The 18,095-nt window shown below is 64.1% G+C and carries 15 protein-coding genes; all 15 read left to right on the top strand.

What is annotated here, in order from left to right; genetic code table 11:
• Position 1: 1 nt before the first annotated feature.
• On the top strand, positions 2 to 559 hold the full coding sequence (gene frr, locus ACA097_RS06465; RefSeq protein WP_043249903.1) for a ribosome recycling factor: 558 nt from the start codon (positions 2 to 4) through the stop codon (positions 557 to 559).
• 16 nt (positions 560 to 575) lie between these two features.
• Positions 576 to 1,334, top strand: coding sequence for a polyprenyl diphosphate synthase (gene uppS, locus ACA097_RS06460; protein ID WP_043249906.1), 759 nt, complete (start codon positions 576 to 578; stop codon positions 1,332 to 1,334).
• Positions 1,328 to 2,143: a phosphatidate cytidylyltransferase gene (locus ACA097_RS06455; protein WP_043249909.1), complete on the top strand. Its 816-nt coding sequence runs from the start codon at positions 1,328 to 1,330 to the stop codon at positions 2,141 to 2,143. Before uppS ends, ACA097_RS06455 begins: the two co-directional genes overlap by 7 nt.
• Positions 2,140 to 3,330: a 1-deoxy-D-xylulose-5-phosphate reductoisomerase gene (ispC, locus tag ACA097_RS06450; protein WP_371369205.1), complete on the top strand. Its 1,191-nt coding sequence runs from the start codon at positions 2,140 to 2,142 to the stop codon at positions 3,328 to 3,330. Before ACA097_RS06455 ends, ispC begins: the two co-directional genes overlap by 4 nt.
• A gap of 15 nt (positions 3,331 to 3,345) precedes the next feature.
• On the top strand, positions 3,346 to 4,698 hold the full coding sequence (rseP, locus tag ACA097_RS06445; RefSeq protein WP_371369203.1) for an RIP metalloprotease RseP: 1,353 nt from the start codon (positions 3,346 to 3,348) through the stop codon (positions 4,696 to 4,698).
• Between the two features lie 72 nt (positions 4,699 to 4,770).
• Positions 4,771 to 7,158, top strand: coding sequence for an outer membrane protein assembly factor BamA (bamA, locus tag ACA097_RS06440; RefSeq protein ID WP_371369201.1), 2,388 nt, complete (start codon positions 4,771 to 4,773; stop codon positions 7,156 to 7,158).
• A gap of 48 nt (positions 7,159 to 7,206) precedes the next feature.
• Positions 7,207 to 7,710 carry an OmpH family outer membrane protein gene (locus ACA097_RS06435; protein ID WP_160286060.1) on the top strand — a complete coding sequence of 168 codons (504 nt, stop codon included), beginning with the start codon at positions 7,207 to 7,209 and terminating at the stop codon, positions 7,708 to 7,710.
• Positions 7,710 to 8,771, top strand: a complete 1,062-nt coding sequence (gene lpxD, locus ACA097_RS06430; protein WP_371369199.1) for a UDP-3-O-(3-hydroxymyristoyl)glucosamine N-acyltransferase — start codon at positions 7,710 to 7,712, stop codon at positions 8,769 to 8,771. Before ACA097_RS06435 ends, lpxD begins: the two co-directional genes overlap by 1 nt.
• 48 nt (positions 8,772 to 8,819) lie before the next feature.
• Positions 8,820 to 9,260, top strand: a complete 441-nt coding sequence (gene fabZ, locus ACA097_RS06425) for a 3-hydroxyacyl-ACP dehydratase FabZ (protein ID WP_043249923.1) — start codon at positions 8,820 to 8,822, stop codon at positions 9,258 to 9,260.
• The gene (gene lpxA / locus ACA097_RS06420; RefSeq protein ID WP_043249925.1) at positions 9,257 to 10,033 is read left to right on the top strand and encodes an acyl-ACP--UDP-N-acetylglucosamine O-acyltransferase; all 777 of its coding nucleotides are present in this window, start codon (positions 9,257 to 9,259) and stop codon (positions 10,031 to 10,033) included. Before fabZ ends, lpxA begins: the two co-directional genes overlap by 4 nt.
• A gap of 2 nt (positions 10,034 to 10,035) precedes the next feature.
• Positions 10,036 to 11,178, top strand: coding sequence for a lipid-A-disaccharide synthase (gene lpxB, locus ACA097_RS06415; protein WP_371369196.1), 1,143 nt, complete (start codon positions 10,036 to 10,038; stop codon positions 11,176 to 11,178).
• Positions 11,178 to 11,789: a ribonuclease HII gene (gene rnhB, locus ACA097_RS06410; RefSeq protein ID WP_371369194.1), complete on the top strand. Its 612-nt coding sequence runs from the start codon at positions 11,178 to 11,180 to the stop codon at positions 11,787 to 11,789. The genes lpxB and rnhB overlap by 1 nt, the downstream gene beginning before the upstream one ends.
• 96 nt (positions 11,790 to 11,885) lie before the next feature.
• Positions 11,886 to 15,416: a DNA polymerase III subunit alpha gene (gene dnaE, locus ACA097_RS06405; protein ID WP_043249929.1), complete on the top strand. Its 3,531-nt coding sequence runs from the start codon at positions 11,886 to 11,888 to the stop codon at positions 15,414 to 15,416.
• Positions 15,417 to 15,531: 115 nt separating this feature from the next.
• A complete protein-coding gene (locus tag ACA097_RS06400) occupies positions 15,532 to 16,482 on the top strand; it encodes an acetyl-CoA carboxylase carboxyltransferase subunit alpha (protein WP_043249930.1) in 951 nt (316 codons plus the stop codon).
• 138 nt (positions 16,483 to 16,620) lie between these two features.
• Positions 16,621 to 17,934: a tRNA lysidine(34) synthetase TilS gene (gene tilS, locus ACA097_RS06395; RefSeq protein ID WP_371369191.1), complete on the top strand. Its 1,314-nt coding sequence runs from the start codon at positions 16,621 to 16,623 to the stop codon at positions 17,932 to 17,934.
• Positions 17,935 to 18,095 lie beyond the last annotated feature (161 nt).

Genomic DNA, 18,095 nt, shown 5'->3' with positions numbered 1-18,095 from the left:
GATGATCAACGAGATCAAGAAAGAAGCGCAGGAGCGCATGGGCAAAACCCTGGAGGCCCTGGGCCATGCCTTCGCCAAGATCCGCACCGGCCGTGCTCACCCGAGCATCCTGGATAGCGTCATGGTGTCCTACTACGGCGCGGACACTCCGCTGCGCCAGGTGGCCAACGTCACCGTGGAAGACTCCCGCACCCTGGCCCTGAGCGTGTTCGACAAGAGCATGATCCAGGCCGTCGAGAAGGCCATCATGACCTCCGACCTGGGCCTGAACCCGGCTACCGCTGGCACCACCATCCGTGTGCCGATGCCCGCCCTGACCGAAGAAACCCGCAAGGGCTTCACCAAGCAGGCTCGCGCCGAGGCAGAGCAGGCCCGCGTTTCCGTGCGCAACATCCGCCGCGACGCCATGGCTCAGCTCAAGGACCTGCAGAAAGAGAAAGAAATCAGCGAGGACGACGAGCGCCGCGGCGGTGACGAAGTGCAAAAGCTCACCGACAAGTTTATCGCCGAGATCGACAAGGCCCTCGAGGCCAAGGAAGCGGATCTGATGGCCGTCTGACGGCCGGGTTGCAGTCATGGACAAGACCAAACAGGTGGTGGCCGCGGTGCCACGCCACGTGGCCATCATCATGGACGGCAACAACCGCTGGGCGAAGAAGCGCCTGTTGCCCGGCGTTGCCGGGCACAAGGCCGGCGTCAGCGCGGTTCGCGCGGTGGTCAAGACCTGTGCCGAGGCGGGCGTCGAGGTGCTGACGCTGTTCGCCTTCTCCAGCGAGAACTGGCAGCGTCCGGTCGACGAGGTCGGCGCGCTGATGGAGCTGTTCCTCATGGCCTTGCGCCGCGAGGTGCGCAAGCTCGATGACAACGGTATCCGCCTGCGCATCATCGGTGATCGCAGCCGCTTTCATCCGGAGCTGCAGGCCGCGATGCGTGAGGCGGAAAACCTCACTGCCAGTCACAAGGGCCTGCTGTTGCAGGTGGCAGCCAACTATGGCGGCCAGTGGGATATCACCCAGGCGGCGCAGCGTCTCGCTCGCGAGGTGCAAGCCGGGCATCTGGCGCCCGACGAGATCAGCCCCGAGCTGATCCAGGGTTGCCTGACCACCGGTGACCAGCCGATGCCGGACCTGTGCATCCGTACCGGCGGCGAGCACCGCATCAGCAACTTCCTGTTGTGGCAGCTGGCCTACGCCGAGCTCTACTTCTCCGATCTCTACTGGCCGGACTTCAAGAGCGCGGCGATGCGCGAAGCGCTGGCCGACTACGCTACCCGCCAGCGTCGCTTCGGCAAGACCAGCGAGCAGGTGGAGGCCGAGGCTCCCCCGTCATGCTGAAACAACGAATCATCACAGCGCTGGTGCTGTTGCCCATCGCGCTGGGTGGTTTCTTCCTCCTTGATGGCGCGGCCTTCGCGCTGTTCATCGGGCTGGTGGTCAGCCTGGGCGCCTGGGAATGGGCGCGCCTGGCCGGCTACGGTGAGCAATCCGCACGTATCGCCTATGCCGGTTTGGTCGCCGCGCTCCTGCTGTTGCTGAGCTGGCTGCCGCAGCTGGCTGGTGGCGTGCTGGTACTGGCGCTGCTCTGGTGGTTGCTGGCGACCGTCATGGTGCTCACCTATCCGGATAGCGCCTCCAGCTGGGGCGGCCGCTGGCGTCGCCTGCTGATCGGCCTGCTGATCCTCGTGCCGGCCTGGCAAGGCCTGGTGGTGCTCAAGCAGTGGCCGCTGGCCAACTGGCTCATCGTTGCGGTCATGGTGCTGGTCTGGGCCGCCGACATTGGTGCCTATTTCTCCGGCAAGGCCTTCGGCAAGCGCAAGCTGGCCCCGCGGGTCAGCCCCGGCAAGAGCTGGGAAGGTTTCTACGGTGGCCTGGCGCTGAGCCTGGCGATCACCTTCGCAGTCGCCCTTTATCGCGACTGGACGGTTCGTGAGCTGCTCCTTGCCCTTCCGTGCGCCGCCCTCGTCGTTGCGCTCTCGGTGGTCGGTGACCTGACCGAAAGCATGTTCAAACGCCAGTCGGGCCTGAAAGACAGCAGCAACCTGCTGCCGGGCCATGGCGGCGTGCTCGATCGCATCGACAGCCTGACTGCAGCTATCCCGGTCTTCACCGTGCTGCTTTGGGCAACCGGCTGGGGTGCGCCGTGAGTCGCCCGCAACAGGTCTGCGTGCTTGGGGCTACCGGCTCCATCGGCCTCAGCACGCTTGATGTGTTGGCGCGGCATCCACAGCGCTATCAGGTATTTGCCATTACCGGGTATTCCCGGCTCGCCGAGCTGGAAGCGCTCTGCCTGACCCATCGCCCGCAGTTCGCTGTCGTCGCCAATGACGAGCAGGCCCGGCATCTGCTGGGCGGCTTGCAGGCGGCGGGGCTGAAAACGCGCGTACTGGTCGGTGAGCAGGGGTTGTGCGAGGTTGCCGGTCATCCGGATGTCGACGTGGTCATGGCAGCCATCGTTGGCGCCGCGGGCCTCAAGCCGACCCTGGCGGCCGTGCAGGCCGGCAAGCGCGTGCTGCTGGCTAACAAGGAGGCGCTGGTTATGTCCGGCGCGCTCTTCATGCACGAGGTGCATGCCAGCGGTGCAGTGCTGTTGCCGATCGACAGCGAGCACAACGCCATCTTCCAGTGCATGCCCGGCGACTACGCGCGCGGCCTGGATCAAGTTGGCGTAAGAAGAATCCTGCTGACTGCCTCAGGTGGTCCGTTCCGCGAGACACCGCTCGAGGCGCTTGCCAATGTCACGCCCGAGCAGGCCTGTGCACATCCCAACTGGTCGATGGGGCGGAAGATTTCCGTCGACTCGGCGAGCATGATGAACAAGGGGTTGGAGCTGATCGAGGCCTGCTGGCTGTTCGATGCCGCGCCGTCGCGTGTCGAGGTGGTGATCCACCCGCAGAGCGTGATCCATTCCCTGGTCGACTATGTCGATGGCTCGGTGCTGGCGCAGCTCGGCAACCCGGACATGCGCACGCCCATCGCCCATGCCCTGGCCTGGCCGGAACGCATCGACTCCGGCGTTTCGCCGCTGGACCTGTTCGGTGTCGCCCGCCTGGACTTCCAGGCGCCCGACGAGCAGCGCTTCCCCTGCCTGCGCCTGGCGCGCGAGGCGGCAGAGGCGGGTGGTAGCGCGCCGGCCGTGCTCAATGCTGCAAACGAGGTGGCAGTCGCCGCATTCCTCGAGCGGCGCATCCGCTTCACTGAGATCGCGGTTATCATCGATGAAGTTCTGAACCGCGAGGCGGCCGCTCCGGTCGAATGCCTCGACGCGGTCCTGGCGGCTGACAAACGCGCCCGCGAAGCCGCTCAAGCCTGGTTGCGTGGGCACGATCGATAAGCCCTGGAGGTTGCGATGAGTGCACTTTATATGGTCGTCGGGCTGGTCATCGCCCTTGGCGTCCTGGTGACATTCCACGAATTCGGGCACTTCTGGGTGGCGCGCCGTTGCGGCGTCCGGGTGCTGCGCTTCTCCGTCGGCTTTGGTACGCCGCTGGTGCGCTGGCATGATCGCCACGGTACCGAGTTCGTAGTTGCGGCCATCCCGCTGGGCGGCTACGTGAAGATGCTCGACGAGCGTGAGGCTGAGGTCCCGGTCGACCAGCTCGACTACGCCTTCAATCGCAAGTCGGTATTCCAGCGCATCGCCATCGTCTCCGCCGGTCCCATTGCCAACTTCCTCCTGGCCATCCTGTTCTTCTGGGTGCTGGCGATGCTGGGTTCCCAGCAGGTGCGACCTGTCATCGGTTCGGTGGTTGCCAGCAGCCCGGCTGCACTAGGCGGGCTGGTGGCCGGTCAGGAAGTGGTAGCGGTCGATGGCGAGGCGGTCGACGGTTGGGCTGCGGTCAACCTGCGCCTGGTGCGTCGCCTGGGGGAGACCGGCGAACTGACTGTCGCTGTGCGCGAGCCAGGCTCCAGCGTCGATGTGACGCACAAGGTGGCGATCAGGTCCTGGCTGAAGAGTGCCGAGAATCCTGACCCCATCGGCGGCCTGGGTATCCAGCCGTGGCGCCCGGCGATGCCGCCGGTGATCGCCGAGCTGGATCCTGAAGGCCCGGCCAAGGCCGCGGGGCTGCAGATTGGCGATCGCCTGGTGAGCCTCGATGGCGTGGCCGTGGATGACTGGCAGCAGGTTGTGGACAAGGTTCGTGCGCGTCCCGCGCAGAGCGTTGCCCTGGCGTTCCAGCGCGATGGCCAGAGCCATGAGCTGAAGCTGACCCTGTCGACGAAAGGCGAAGGCAAAGCGCGTACCGGTTATCTGGGGGCCGGTGTCTCGGGCGGCCAATGGCCGGCGGAGATGCTCCGCGAAGTGCGCTACGGTCCGGTCGCCGCGGTAGGCGAGGCGCTCTCGCAAACCTGGTCGATGAGTCTCCTAACTCTGGATTCTCTAAAGAAAATGGTGCTCGGACAGCTCTCGGTAAAAAACTTGAGTGGGCCGATAACCATTGCTAAAGTGGCGGGCGCTTCGGCCCAGTCCGGCGTGGGGGATTTTCTGCATTTCCTGGCCTATCTGAGCATTAGTTTGGGGGTTCTCAACCTGCTGCCGATTCCCGTCCTCGATGGCGGACATCTGGCGTTCTACCTGGTCGAGTGGGTGCGTGGTCGCCCATTGTCCGAGCGGGTCCAGGCTTGGGGGATGCAGATCGGCATCAGCCTGGTCGTTGGGGTCATGCTACTGGCCCTGGTCAACGATCTGAGTCGACTGTAGCTGCCATTGGTTTTCGGATCTGCCGCCTAATGCGGCAGATTCTTTATTTGTCAGTTGGAAAAAAAGGACTCCATGAAACGCTTTCTGTTACCCGCGGCCGTGTCCGCGTTGATGATCGCCCAGGTTCACGCCGAGTCCTTCACTGTTTCCGATATCCGCGTCAACGGTTTGCAGCGGGTATCCGCGGGTAGCGTATTCGCCGCGCTGCCGCTCAACGTCGGCGACCAGGTCGACGATCGCCGCCTGGTCGAAGCGACCCGTTCGCTGTTCAAGACCGGTTTCTTCCAGGACATCCACCTCGGTCGCGACGGCAGCGTGCTGGTCATCGACGTGGTCGAGCGTCCGTCGATCTCCAGCATCGAGATCGAAGGCAACAAGGCCATCACCAAGGATGACCTGATGAAGGGCCTGAAGCAGTCGGGCCTGGCCGAAGGTGAAATCTTCCAGCGCGCGACCCTCGAAGGCGTGCGTAACGAACTGCAGCGCCAGTACGTCGCCCAGGGCCGCTACTCGGCCACCATCGAAACCGAGGTCGTGCCGCAGCCGCGTAACCGCGTCGCGCTGAAGATCACCATCAACGAAGGCACGGTGGCGGCCATCGCCCACGTGAACGTCGTCGGCAATACCGTGTTCTCCGACGAGGACCTGACCGACCTGTTCGAGCTGAAGACCACCAACTGGCTGTCCTTCTTCAAGAACGACGACAAGTACTCCCGCGAGAAGCTGTCCGGCGACCTGGAACGCCTGCGCTCCTACTACCTGGACCGCGGCTACATCCACATGGACATCGCTTCGACCCAGGTGTCCATCACCCCGGACAAGAAGCACGTCTACATCACCGTCAACATCAATGAAGGCCAGAAGTACACCGTCCGCGACGTGAAGCTGTCCGGCGAGCTCAAGGTGCCCGAGGAGGAGGTCAAGAAACTCCTGCTGGTGCAGCCGGGCCAGGTCTTCTCGCGCAAGGTGATGACCACCACTTCCGACCTCATCACCCGCCGTCTGGGTAACGAGGGCTACACCTTCGCCAACGTCAACGGCGTGCCCGAAGCGCACGACGACGACAAGACCGTGTCCATCACCTACGTGGTCGACCCGGGCAAGCGCGCCTACGTCAACCGCATCAACTTCCGCGGCAACACCAAGACCGAGGACGAGGTGCTGCGCCGCGAGATGCGCCAGATGGAAGGCGGCTGGGCATCGACCTACCTGATCGACCAGTCCAAGCAGCGCCTGGAACGCCTGGGCTACTTCAAGACCGTCAACGTCGAGACCCCGGCGGTTCCGGGTTCCGATGACCAGGTCGACGTCAACTACAGCGTCGAAGAGCAACCGTCCGGCTCGATCACAGCGAGCGTGGGCTTCGCCCAGGACGCCGGTCTGATCCTCGGCGGCTCGATCAGCCAGAACAACTTCCTGGGTACCGGCAACAAGGTCAGCATCGGCCTGACCAAGTCCGACTACCAGACCCGCTACAACTTCGGCTTCGTTGACCCCTACTGGACCGTCGACGGCGTGAGCCTTGGCTACAACGCCTTCTACCGCAAGACCGACTACAGCAACCTCAACGTCGACATCTCGGACTACTCGGTCGATAGCTACGGCGCTGGCGTGAGCATCGGCTACCCGATCAGCGAGACCTCCCGCCTGACCTACGGCCTGACCGCGCAGCGCGACAGCATCAACCCCGGCGCCTACACCGTCGATGAGATTTACGACTTCATCAATCAGGAAGGCGACACCTTCACCAACTACAAGGCCTCCATCGGCTGGTCCGAATCGACCCTGAACAAGGGCGTGCTGGCGAACCGTGGCCATTCGCAGAGCCTGGTGCTGGAATCGACCATTCCGGGCAGCGACCTGTCGTTCTACAAGCTCGACTACCGCGGCCAGATCTTCGCGCCGCTGACCAACACCTACACCATGCGCTTCCACACCGAGCTGGGTTATGGCGATGGTTACGGCTCCACCGATCGCCTGCCGTTCTACGAGAACTACTACGCCGGCGGCTTCAACTCGGTGCGCGGCTTCAAGGACAGTTCCCTCGGCCCGCGCAGTACGCCCAGCGTGGCGCGCGACGCCGGCGGCAACGTGATTTCCGGCCCCGACGCGAACGGTCGCTACACCGACCCGGACCAGGATCCGCAAGCCTTCGGCGGTAACGTGATGATCACCGGCGGCGCCGAACTGCTGTTCCCGATGCCGTTCGTCAAGGACCAGACCCAGCTGCGCACCGTGCTGTTCTGGGACGTGGGTAACGTGTTCGACACCAACTGCCCGCTGTCCACCACCCAGGGTTGCGATGGCATCAAGTTTAACGACATGGCCATGTCCGCCGGTGTCGGCCTGACCTGGATCACCGCGCTGGGCCCGCTGAGCTTCAGCCTCGGTACGCCGATCAAGAAGCCGACCAACGCGGAAACCCAGATCTTCCAGTTCTCCCTGGGGCAGACCTTCTAAGTCGCCGAATCGTTATAAAGACAACCTAGCTTTGTGCAGGAGTGCATTGTGCGTAAGTTGACCCAGCTCGTTCTGATCACCGCGGCCCTGATGGCCAGTCCGGCATTCGCCGACATGAAAATCGCGGTGCTCAACTATCAGATGGCGCTCCTCGAGTCCGATGCGGCCAAGCAGTACGCCGTCGATGCGGAGAAGAAATTCGGCCCGCAACTGACCAAGCTGCGCGCCCTGGAGACCGATGCCAAAGCCCTGCAGGACAAGCTGGTCAACGGTGGCAGCAAGATGTCTCAGGCCGAGCGCGACAAGGCCGAGAGCGACTTCAAGCAGAAAGCCCGTGACTTCCAGTTCCAGTCCAAGGAGCTGAACGAAGCCAAGGCTGCTTCCGACCGTGACACCCTGAAGAAACTCAAGCCGAAGCTGGATCAGGCCGTCGAGGAAATCATCAAGAAGGGTGGCTATGACCTGGTGATCGAGCGTGGCGCGGTCGTCGACGTCAAGCCTCAGTACGACATCACCCGCCAGGTCATCGAGCGGATGAACCAGCTGCGTTGATGATGACTGCGCTGTCCTTCACCCTCGCCGAACTGGCCGTGCAGCTCCAGGCGGAGCTGCGCGGCGATCCGTCGCTGGTCATCTCGGGCCTGGCTACCTTGCAGGATGCCGGCCCTGACCAGTTGACCTTCCTGGCCAACCCGCAGTACCGCAAGTTCCTGGGCGAAACTGCCGCGGGTGCCGTACTACTGACAGCTGCCGATGCCGACGGCTTCGCCGGCAATGCGCTGGTGGTGGCCGATCCCTACCTGGCCTACGCCGGTCTCTCGCACCTGTTCGATCCCAAGCCGAAGGCTCCGGTCGGTATCCACCCGACGGCGGTGGTCGATCCTTCTGCCTGCGTCGACCCCAGCGCTTGCGTCGGTCCCTACGTGGTGATCGAGGCCGGTGCGCAGATCGGTGCGGATGTCACCCTCGGCGCCCATAGCGTCGTAGGCGCGCGCAGCGTGATCGGCGAAGGCGGCTGGCTGGCCCCGCGCGTCACGCTGTACCACGACGTACGCATCGGCAAGCGCGTAGTCATCCAGTCCGGCGCCGTCATCGGCGGCGAGGGCTTCGGCTTCGCCAAGCAGAAGGGCGTCTGGCAGAAAATCGCCCAGATCGGTGGCGTGACCATCGGTGACGACGTCGAGATCGGCGCCAACACCACCATAGATCGCGGTGCACTCTCGGATACCCTGGTTGGCGACGGCGTGAAGCTGGACAACCAGATCATGATTGCGCACAACGTGCAGATCGGCGATCACACCGCCATGGCCGGCTGCTGCGGGATTTCCGGCAGCGCCAAGATCGGCAAGCATTGCATGCTCGCCGGCGGCGTCGGCCTGGTTGGGCATATCGAGATCTGCGACAACGTCTTCGTCACCGGCATGACTATGGTCACCCGCTCGATCACCGAGCCGGGCGCCTACTCATCCGGAACGGCCATGCAACCGGCGGCAGAGTGGAAGAAAAGCGCTGCCCGCATTCGCCAGTTGGACGACATGGCCCGTCGTCTGCAACAGCTGGAAAAACGCCTGGCTGCCGTGACCTCGAGCGGAGACACTCCATCTGATGCGTGAGTCACGCATTTTTTGGCGTTTCCCTTTTCTGAACAGGCTCCCCTGAACATGATGGACATCAACGAGATTCGCGAATACCTGCCTCATCGCTACCCTTTCCTGCTGGTGGATCGGGTAGTGGAGCTGGACATCGAGGCCAAGCGCATTCGCGCCTACAAGAATGTCAGCATCAACGAGCCGTTCTTCAATGGCCACTTCCCGCAGCACCCGATCATGCCGGGCGTGTTGATCATCGAGGCGATGGCCCAGGCTGCCGGCATCCTCGGTTTCAAGATGCTCGACGTGAAGCCGGCCGATGGCACCCTCTATTACTTCGTCGGCTCGGACAAACTGCGCTTCCGCCAGCCGGTGCTGCCGGGCGACCAGTTGCAACTGCATGCCCAGTTCATCAGCGTCAAACGCGGCATCTGGAAGTTCGACTGCCACGCCACTGTCGATGACAAACCGGTCTGCTCGGCCGAAATCATCTGCGCGGAACGCAAACTATGAGTTTGATCGATCCTCGCGCCATCATCGATCCACGGGCAAAGCTGGCCGACAATGTTGAGGTGGGCCCCTGGTCCATCGTCGGGCCGGATGTGGAGATCGGCGAAGGTACGGTGATCGGTCCGCACGTAGTGCTCAAGGGCCCCACCCAGATCGGCAAGCACAACCGGATTTTCCAGTTCTCCAGCGTCGGTGAAGACACCCCCGACCTGAAGTACAAGGGCGAGCCGACCCGCCTGGTGATTGGCGATCACAACGTGATCCGCGAAGGTGTGACCATTCACCGCGGGACCATTCAGGACCGTTCCGAAACCACCATCGGCGACCACAACCTGATCATGGCCTATGTTCACATCGGCCACGACAGCGTGATCGGCAACCACTGCATCCTGGTCAACAACACTGCGTTGGCAGGTCATGTGCACGTGGACGATTGGGCGATCCTTTCCGGCTATACGCTGGTGCACCAGTTCTGCCGCATTGGCGCCCACGCCTTCTCCGGCATGGGTACCGCGATTGGCAAGGACGTCCCGGCCTACGTGACCGTCTTCGGCAACCCGGCCGAGGCGCGCAGCATGAACTTCGAGGGCCTGCGCCGTCGCGGTTTCAGCGCGGAGGCCATCCATGCCCTGCGTCGCGCCTACAAGGTGGTCTACCGCCAGGGCCTGACCGTGGAGGAGGCGCTCGCCGAGCTGGCCGAATCTGCCGCGCAGTTCCCGGAAGTGGCGGTGTTCTGCGCCTCCATCCAGAGCTCCACACGCGGCATCACCCGCTGACCATGAGTGCGAGCGCCGGCAAGCTGCGCGTCGCCCTGGTCGCCGGCGAGGCGTCGGGGGATATCCTCGGCGCCGGCCTGATGCAAGCCTTGCGCGAGCGCCATCCGAATGTCGAATTCATCGGTGTGGGTGGCCCGCGCATGCAGGCCCAGGGCCTGGTTTCCGAATTCCCCATGGAACGCCTGGCGGTCATGGGGCTGGTCGAAGTCCTGGGGCGCCTGCGTGAGCTGTTGAAGCGGCGCAAGGATCTGATCCGAACGCTGATCGCTGCCCGTCCCGATGTCTTCATCGGGATAGACGCTCCGGACTTCACCCTCGGCGTCGAGCTGAAGCTGCGCCAGGCGGGCATCCGCACCGTGCATTACGTCAGCCCCTCGGTCTGGGCCTGGCGGCAGAAGCGCGTGTTGAAGATCAAGCAGGCCTGCGACCTGATGCTCGCCCTGTTCCCCTTCGAAGCGAAGTTCTACGAAGAACATGCCGTCCCGGTGCGCTTCGTCGGGCATCCGCTGGCCAATACCATCCCGCTCGATGCTGATCGCGCGGCGGCGCGCGATCAGCTTGGGATACCGCAGCACGCCCAGGTCGTAGCCCTGCTGCCCGGTAGCCGTGGCGGTGAGGTCGGCCGCCTGGGCGCACTCTTCCTCGATACCGCTCAGCGCCTGCTGCAACAGCGCCCCGGTATTCGCTTCGTGCTGCCTTGCGCCAGCCCGGAGCGCCGTGAGCAATTGGAGCAGATGCTGCAAGGGCGCGAATTGCCGCTGCAATTGCTCGACGGCCAGTCCCACGAGGCTTTAGCTGCGTGTGATGCGGTACTTATCGCTTCCGGCACCGCGACCCTCGAAGCGCTGCTGTACAAGCGCCCGATGGTGGTGGCGTACAAGGTCGCCCCGCTGACTTATCGCATCCTCAAGCGTCTGGTGAAGAGCCCCTACGTCTCGCTGCCCAACCTGCTCGCCGGTCGCCTGCTGGCACCTGAGTTGATCCAGGACGCAGCGACCCCCGAGGCGCTGGTGCAGCACCTGCTGCCTTTGCTGGATGACGGCAGCGCACAAACCGAATCCTTCGACGCCATCCATCGCGCCCTGCGCCAGGATGCGTCCGCACAGGCCGCCGAGGCCGTGCTCGAGCTCGTGGAGAAACACTGATGCAGATGGGGCTGGACTTCACCCTGGTCGAGGAACTGGTTGCCGGCGTCGACGAGGTGGGCCGCGGCCCGCTTTGCGGGCCGGTGGTGACTGCTGCGGTGATTCTCGATCCCGCGCGTCCGATCCAGGGGCTGTACGATTCCAAGAAGCTCAGCGAAACCAAGCGCGAAGCGCTGTTCGACGAGATTCGCGAGAAGGCCCTGGCCTGGTGCATCGCCCGTGCCGAGGTCGAGGAGATCGATCAGCTGAACATCCTGCACGCCACCATGCTGGCCATGCAGCGTGCGGTTGAAGGGCTGTCCGTCACGCCCAAGTTGGCGTTGATCGACGGCAACCGCTGCCCGAAGCTCAAGGTGCCGGCGGCACCTGTGGTCAAGGGTGACGCCAGCGTCCCGGCTATCGCCGCCGCCTCGATCCTGGCCAAGGTGGCGCGCGATCGTGAAATGGCCGAGATGGAAACGCTCTATCCCGGCTACGGCATCGGCGGGCACAAGGGCTATCCGACTCCGGTACACCTGGAAGCGCTCAAGCGCCTGGGCCCGACGCCGATCCATCGGCGCTCCTTCGGTCCCGTGCGCGAGTTGCTCGAGACCCCGAACGGACTGATCTGAGGCCGCACGGCGGCAGTGGCGATCTGAAGCCTGTAGCTTTGCGGAAGGGGCCGGTACAATCGGCCGCTTATCGTTTCCGCGTTGCATAGGACCGTCATGACCGCCTCCTTCGTCCACCTGCGTCTGCATACCGAGTACTCCCTGGTCGACGGCCTGGTCCGGGTCAAGCCCCTGTGCAAGGCGGTGGCCGGTGCGGGCATGCCGGCGGTGGCGGTCACCGACCAGAGCAACATGTGCTCGCTGGTGAAGTTCTACAAGACGGCGATGGGCGCCGGGATCAAGCCGATCTGCGGCGCCGACATCTGGCTGGCCAACCGCGACGACGAAGGCCCGCTGAGCCGCCTGAGCCTGCTGGCGATGAACGCCAAGGGCTACCGCAATCTCACCGAGCTCATCTCCCGCGGCTGGCAGCACGGCCAGCGCAACGGTGAGATCATCATCGAGCGCGAATGGGTCCGCGAGGCTGCCGAAGGCCTGATCGCCCTGTCCGCAGCGAAAGAGGGCGAGATCGGTCATGCCCTGCTGAACGGCGAGAACGACCTGGCCGACTCGCTGCTCGCCGAGTGGATGGAAGTCTTCCCCGATCGCTTCTACCTGGAAGTGCAGCGCACCAGCCGGGCATACGACGAAGAACACCTGCATGCCGCCGTGGCCCTGGCCGAACGCAGCGGCGCGCCGCTGGTCGCCACCAACGACGTGCGTTTCATCAAGCCCGAGGACTTCGAGGCCCACGAGACCCGCGTATGCATCGGTGAAGGCCGCGCACTGGACGATCCGCGCCGCTCGCGCAACTTCTCCGACCAGCAGTACCTGAAGACCCCGGCGGAAATGGCCGAGCTGTTCAGCGACCTGCCCGAGGCGCTGGAAAACACCGTCGAGATCGCCAAGCGCTGCAACATCGAAGTGCAGCTGGGCAAATACTTCCTGCCCAACTTCCCGATCCCCTTCGAAGGGATGGACATCAACGAATACCTTCGCCACGTCTCCTACGAGGGCCTGGAGGAGCGCCTGGCGGTGCTCTGGCCGAAGGAGACCACGCCGGACTACGAAGCCAAGCGGCAGATCTACATCGACCGCCTGGAGTTCGAGCTGGGCACCATCATCCAGATGGGCTTCCCCGGCTACTTCCTGATCGTGATGGACTTCATCAAGTGGGCCAAGAACAACGGCGTGCCCGTGGGCCCCGGCCGGGGCTCGGGTGCCGGCTCGCTGGTAGCCTACGTGCTGAAGATCACCGATCTCGATCCGCTGGCCTATGACCTGCTGTTCGAGCGCTTCCTCAACCCCGAACGTATCTCCATGCCTGACTTCGACGTGGACTTCTGCATGGAAGGCCGCGACCGGGTAATCGACTACGTGGCCGGTGCCTACGGGCGCAACGCGGTGAGCCAGATCATCACCTTCGGCTCCATGGCTGCCAAGGCGGTGGTGCGCGACGTGGCGCGGGTGCAGGGCAAGTCCTACGGGCTGGCCGACAAACTGTCGAAAATGATTCCTTTCGAAGTCGGCATGACCCTGGAAAAGGCCTACGAGCAGGAAGAGATGCTCCGCGACTTCCTCAAGTCCGACGAGGAAGCCCAGGAAATCTGGGACATGGCCCTGAAGCTCGAAGGCATCACCCGCGGTACCGGCAAGCACGCCGGCGGCGTGGTGATCGCGCCGACCAAACTCACCGACTTCGCGCCCATCGCTTGCGATGAAGAGGGTGCCGGCCTGGTGACCCAGTACGACAAGGACGATGTGGAGGCCGCCGGCCTGGTGAAGTTCGACTTCCTCGGCCTGCGTACGCTGACCATCATCAAGTGGGCGATGGAGATCATCCACCGCATCCAGCGCAAGAACGGCGACGACAACCTGGTCGACATCGACCGTATCCCGCTGGACGACAAGAAGACCTACGACCTGTTGCAGAAGGCGGAGACCACCGCGGTCTTCCAGCTTGAATCGCGCGGCATGAAGGAGCTGATCAAGAAGCTCAAGCCGGACTGCCTGGAAGACCTGATCGCACTGGTGGCGCTGTTCCGTCCCGGTCCGCTGCAGTCGGGCATGGTGGACGACTTCATCAACCGTAAGCACGGTCGCGAGGAAATCTCCTATCCGCACCCGGACTACCAGTACGCGGGCCTCGAGCCGGTCCTGAAGCCGACCTACGGCATCATCCTGTACCAGGAACAGGTGATGCAGATCGCCCAGGTCATGGCCGGCTACACCCTCGGCGGCGCGGACATGCTGCGTCGAGCCATGGGCAAGAAGAAGCCCGAGGAGATGGCCAAGCAGCGCGGCGGCTTCATCGAAGGCTGCGCCAACAACGGCATCGATGCGAACCTCGCGGGCAACATCTTCGACCTGGTGGAAAAGTTCGCCGGCTATGGCTTCAACAAGTCGCACTCGGCCGCCTATGGCCTGGTCTCCTACCAGACCGCCTGGCTGAAGACCCACTGGGCAGCCCCCTTCATGGCTGCGGTACTCACCGCGGATATGCAGAACACCGACAAGGTGGTGACGCTGATCGAAGAATGCCGGCACATGAAGCTGCGCATCGTGGCGCCGGATGTGAACAACTCCGAATTCCGCTTCACCGTCGACGACGACAACCAGATCGTCTACGGCCTCGGCGCGATCAAGGGCGTCGGTGAAGGTCCGGTGGAAGCCATCACCGAATGCCGCAATGAGGGTGGGCCGTTCAAGGACCTGTTCGACTTCTGCGACCGCGTCGACCTCAAGCGGATCAACAAACGGACTCTCGAGGCGCTGATCCGCGCCGGTGCGCTGGATCGCCTGGGCCCGTACTTCCATGACGAGGTCAAGGCCTACCAGGCCAACGTCGACCGCAACCGCGCGGTGTTGCTGGCGTCCATGGAGGAAGCCATCAAGGCCGCCGAGCAAACCTCGCGCAGCCATGACAGCGGCCACATGGACCTGTTCGGCGGACTCTTCGCCGAGCCGGAAGCGGACGTCTATGCCAACCATCGCAAGGCCAAGGAGCTTACCCTCAAGGAGCGGCTGAAGGGCGAGAAAGACACCCTCGGCCTCTACCTTACCGGTCACCCGATCGACGAGTACGAAGGTGAGGTCCGCCGCTTCGCCCGCCAGCGCATCGTCGAGCTCAAGCCCGCGCGCGACACCCAGACGGTGGCCGGCCTGATCGTCAACCTGCGAGTGATGAAGAACAAGCGCGGCGACAAGATGGGCTTCGTCACCCTCGACGACCGTTCCGGACGCATCGAAGCCTCGCTGTTCGCCGAGGCCTTCGCCGCCAACCAGGGCCTGCTGCAGACCGACGCCATGGTGGTGATCGAGGGCGAAGTAAGCCAGGACGACTTCTCCGGCGGCCTGCGCCTGCGCGCCAAGCGCGTCATGGGCCTCGAAGAGGCGCGCACTGCGCTGGCCGAAAGCCTGCGGGTGAAGGTCGCTGCCGATGCGCTCAAGGGCGACCGCCTGCGCTGGCTGGCCGAGCTCTGCGGACGCCATCGCGGTAACTGCCCGGTGACCGTCGACTACAGTTCCAGCGACGCGCGCGCCCTGTTGCAGTTCGGCGAGGAATGGAAGATCGACCCGGCCGACAGTCTGATTCAAGCATTGCGTGACCAGTTCGGACGAGACAACGTCTTCCTCAACTACCGCTAGCGCGAGCGATGGCCAAGAGCCTCGTTCCCGCCAGCCTCGACCCTGGGCGCCCGATACCGTAAGGTAGGGCGCCAAACGGACCAGGCCCAGCCGCCATCAGCACGACGGATAGCCCATGAACCCGAATTTCCTCGATTTCGAACAGCCGATCGCCGACATGCAAGCCAAGATCGAAGAGCTTCGGCTGGTCGGCAACGACAACTCGATCAACATCAGCGACGAGATCTCCCGCCTGGAAGACAAGAGCCGGGCGCTGACCGAGAACATCTTCGGCAACCTGAGCAGCTGGCAGATCGCCCAGCTCGCCCGCCATCCGCGCCGCCCGTACACCCTCGACTACATCGAGCACATCTTCACCGAGTTCGAAGAGCTGCACGGCGACCGTCACTTCGCCGATGACGCCGCGATCGTCGGCGGCGTGGCTCGCCTGGGCGAGCAGCCGGTGATGGTCATCGGTCACCAGAAAGGCCGTGAGGTGCGCGAGAAAGTGCGCCGCAACTTCGGCATGCCGCGTCCGGAAGGCTACCGCAAGGCTTGCCGCCTGATGGAAATGGCCGAACGCTTCAAGATGCCGATCCTGACCTTCATCGACACCCCCGGCGCCTACCCGGGCATCGACGCCGAAGAACGCGGCCAGAGCGAGGCCATCGCCTGGAACCTGCGCGTCATGGCGCGCCTGAAGACCCCGATCATCGCCACCGTCATCGGTGAGGGTGGTTCCGGCGGTGCGCTGGCCATCGGTGTCTGCGACAACCTGAACATGCTGCAGTACTCCACCTACGCGGTGATCTCGCCGGAAGGCTGTGCCTCGATCCTCTGGCGTACCGCAGAGAAGGCGCCTGAAGCCGCAGAGGCCATGGGCATCACCGCGGCGCGCCTGAAGGACCTGGGTATCGTCGACACCGTGATCCCGGAGCCACTGGGCAGCGCCCACCGCGATCCGGCTGCCGCCGCGCAGAACATCCGTACCGCCATCGAGTCGCAACTGGCCATGCTCAAGGGCCTGAGCATCGACAAGCTGCTGGAGCGCCGCTACGAGCGCCTGATGAGCTACGGCATCGCCTGATTACTCGCCGCGCCTTCGGGCGCGGGCCGGTCAGCGAAGAGGGCGGAACCTGCGAGGGTTCCGCCCTTCGCATTTCTGGCGACCGGCCGCCTCGTTTATGCTTGCCGGCATTGCTTATCCACAGCCCGATTTCCTGCCATGTCCCTGGAATCCCGACTGCTGATTGCCCTGACTCCCTGGCGCCACGCTCGCGCCTGGCGGGTTGGGCTGTCCGGCGGCCTGGATTCCGTCGTCTTGCTGCGCGCGCTGGCGCGTCTCGTCGAGAAGGAAGTATTGCCGCCAATCTCGGCCATTCATGTGCATCACGGTCTACAGGCCGTTGCGGATGACTGGCCGGAGCACTGTCAGGCGCTCTGCGATGAGCTGGGTGTGCCGCTGATCGTCGAGCGGGTCAAGGTCGAGCAGGGGGCAAGCCTCGAACAGCAGGCGCGCCGGGCGCGATATGCAGCCTTCGAAAAACATCTGGAGGAAGGCGAGTTTCTGCTAACCGCTCAACATCGCGACGACCAGGCCGAGACATTGCTCTTCCGCCTGCTGCGAGGTGCTGGTGTTCGCGGGCTGGCGGGCATTCCCGCTGTACGGCGGCTGGGGAGAGGGTCCCTGCTGCGCCCCTTGCTGGATGTCTCGCGTACGGAGCTTGAAAGCTACGCCCGCGAACAGGGCCTGCAGTGGGTCGAAGATCCATCCAACGGAGATACCAGTCTCGCCCGCAACTATCTGCGCCAGAGAGTCATGCCGGTTCTCGCGGAGCGTTGGCCGCAGGCTTCGGTGAATCTGGCGCGCAGCGCGGCGCATCTGGCCGAAGCCGAAGCGCTGCTCGGCGAGTTGGCCATTCAGGATCTGCTCGCCGCCCGTGGTTCGACTGAACTCGATTGGTTGTCTCTGCCTTCCCTGCAACTGGAGCCGCTGCGCAGCCTGAGTGAGTCGCGTCAGCGCAATGCGCTGCGCCACTGGTTGGCACCTCTGACGCCGATGCCCGATAGCGCCCATTGGGCGACCTGGCAGACGCTGCGCGATGCCGCCGGCGACGCCACGCCCGTCTGGCGACTGGGAGGAGGGGAGCTGCATCGCTGCGGTGATTGGCTCTGGTGGCTGTCCGGGGAGTGGCTGCATACCGTCGAAGACGAGTTGGAATGGAGTGATCCGTCGCAACCACTCGTGCTGCCCGGAAATGGCGAGTTGCACCTGGACGGACTGCCGCCGGTCGGTTCGTTGCGGGTGACCTATCGTCGCGGTGGCGAGCGGCTGGAACTAGCCATGCGCGGCCGCCGTGATCTCAAACGGCTGCTCAATGAAAGCGCCTTGCCGCCGTTTGTTCGAAGTCGTCTGCCGCTGCTCTGGCGCGGCGATGAGCTGCTTGGCGTGGCCAATCTGCCAGCCCTGGTTCGGACGGGCGAGCAGGGCTGGCGCCTGCGCTGGATACCGCCGACGAATGACCCGGGTTTGAGCTGAAACGCCCTTTCCGGTAGACTACGCTCCCGTCTTGTACCGCTCCTGCCGATTCCCCCGGAATCAGCGGGAGTTCGCTATTTTAAGCGGCATGCGCCGCGGTTTGGGCCGCGGCCCATTCATCGCTTCCCCGGCGGCACAGCCGCCTAAACGCTGACATTCAG

The organism is Pseudomonas sp. QL9 (assembly GCF_041409665.1).
Classification (GTDB): Bacteria; Pseudomonadota; Gammaproteobacteria; order Pseudomonadales; family Pseudomonadaceae; genus Pseudomonas; species Pseudomonas knackmussii.
Note: the sequence above shows the minus strand (reverse complement) of the source record. Positions and strands in the feature narration are given on the sequence as shown.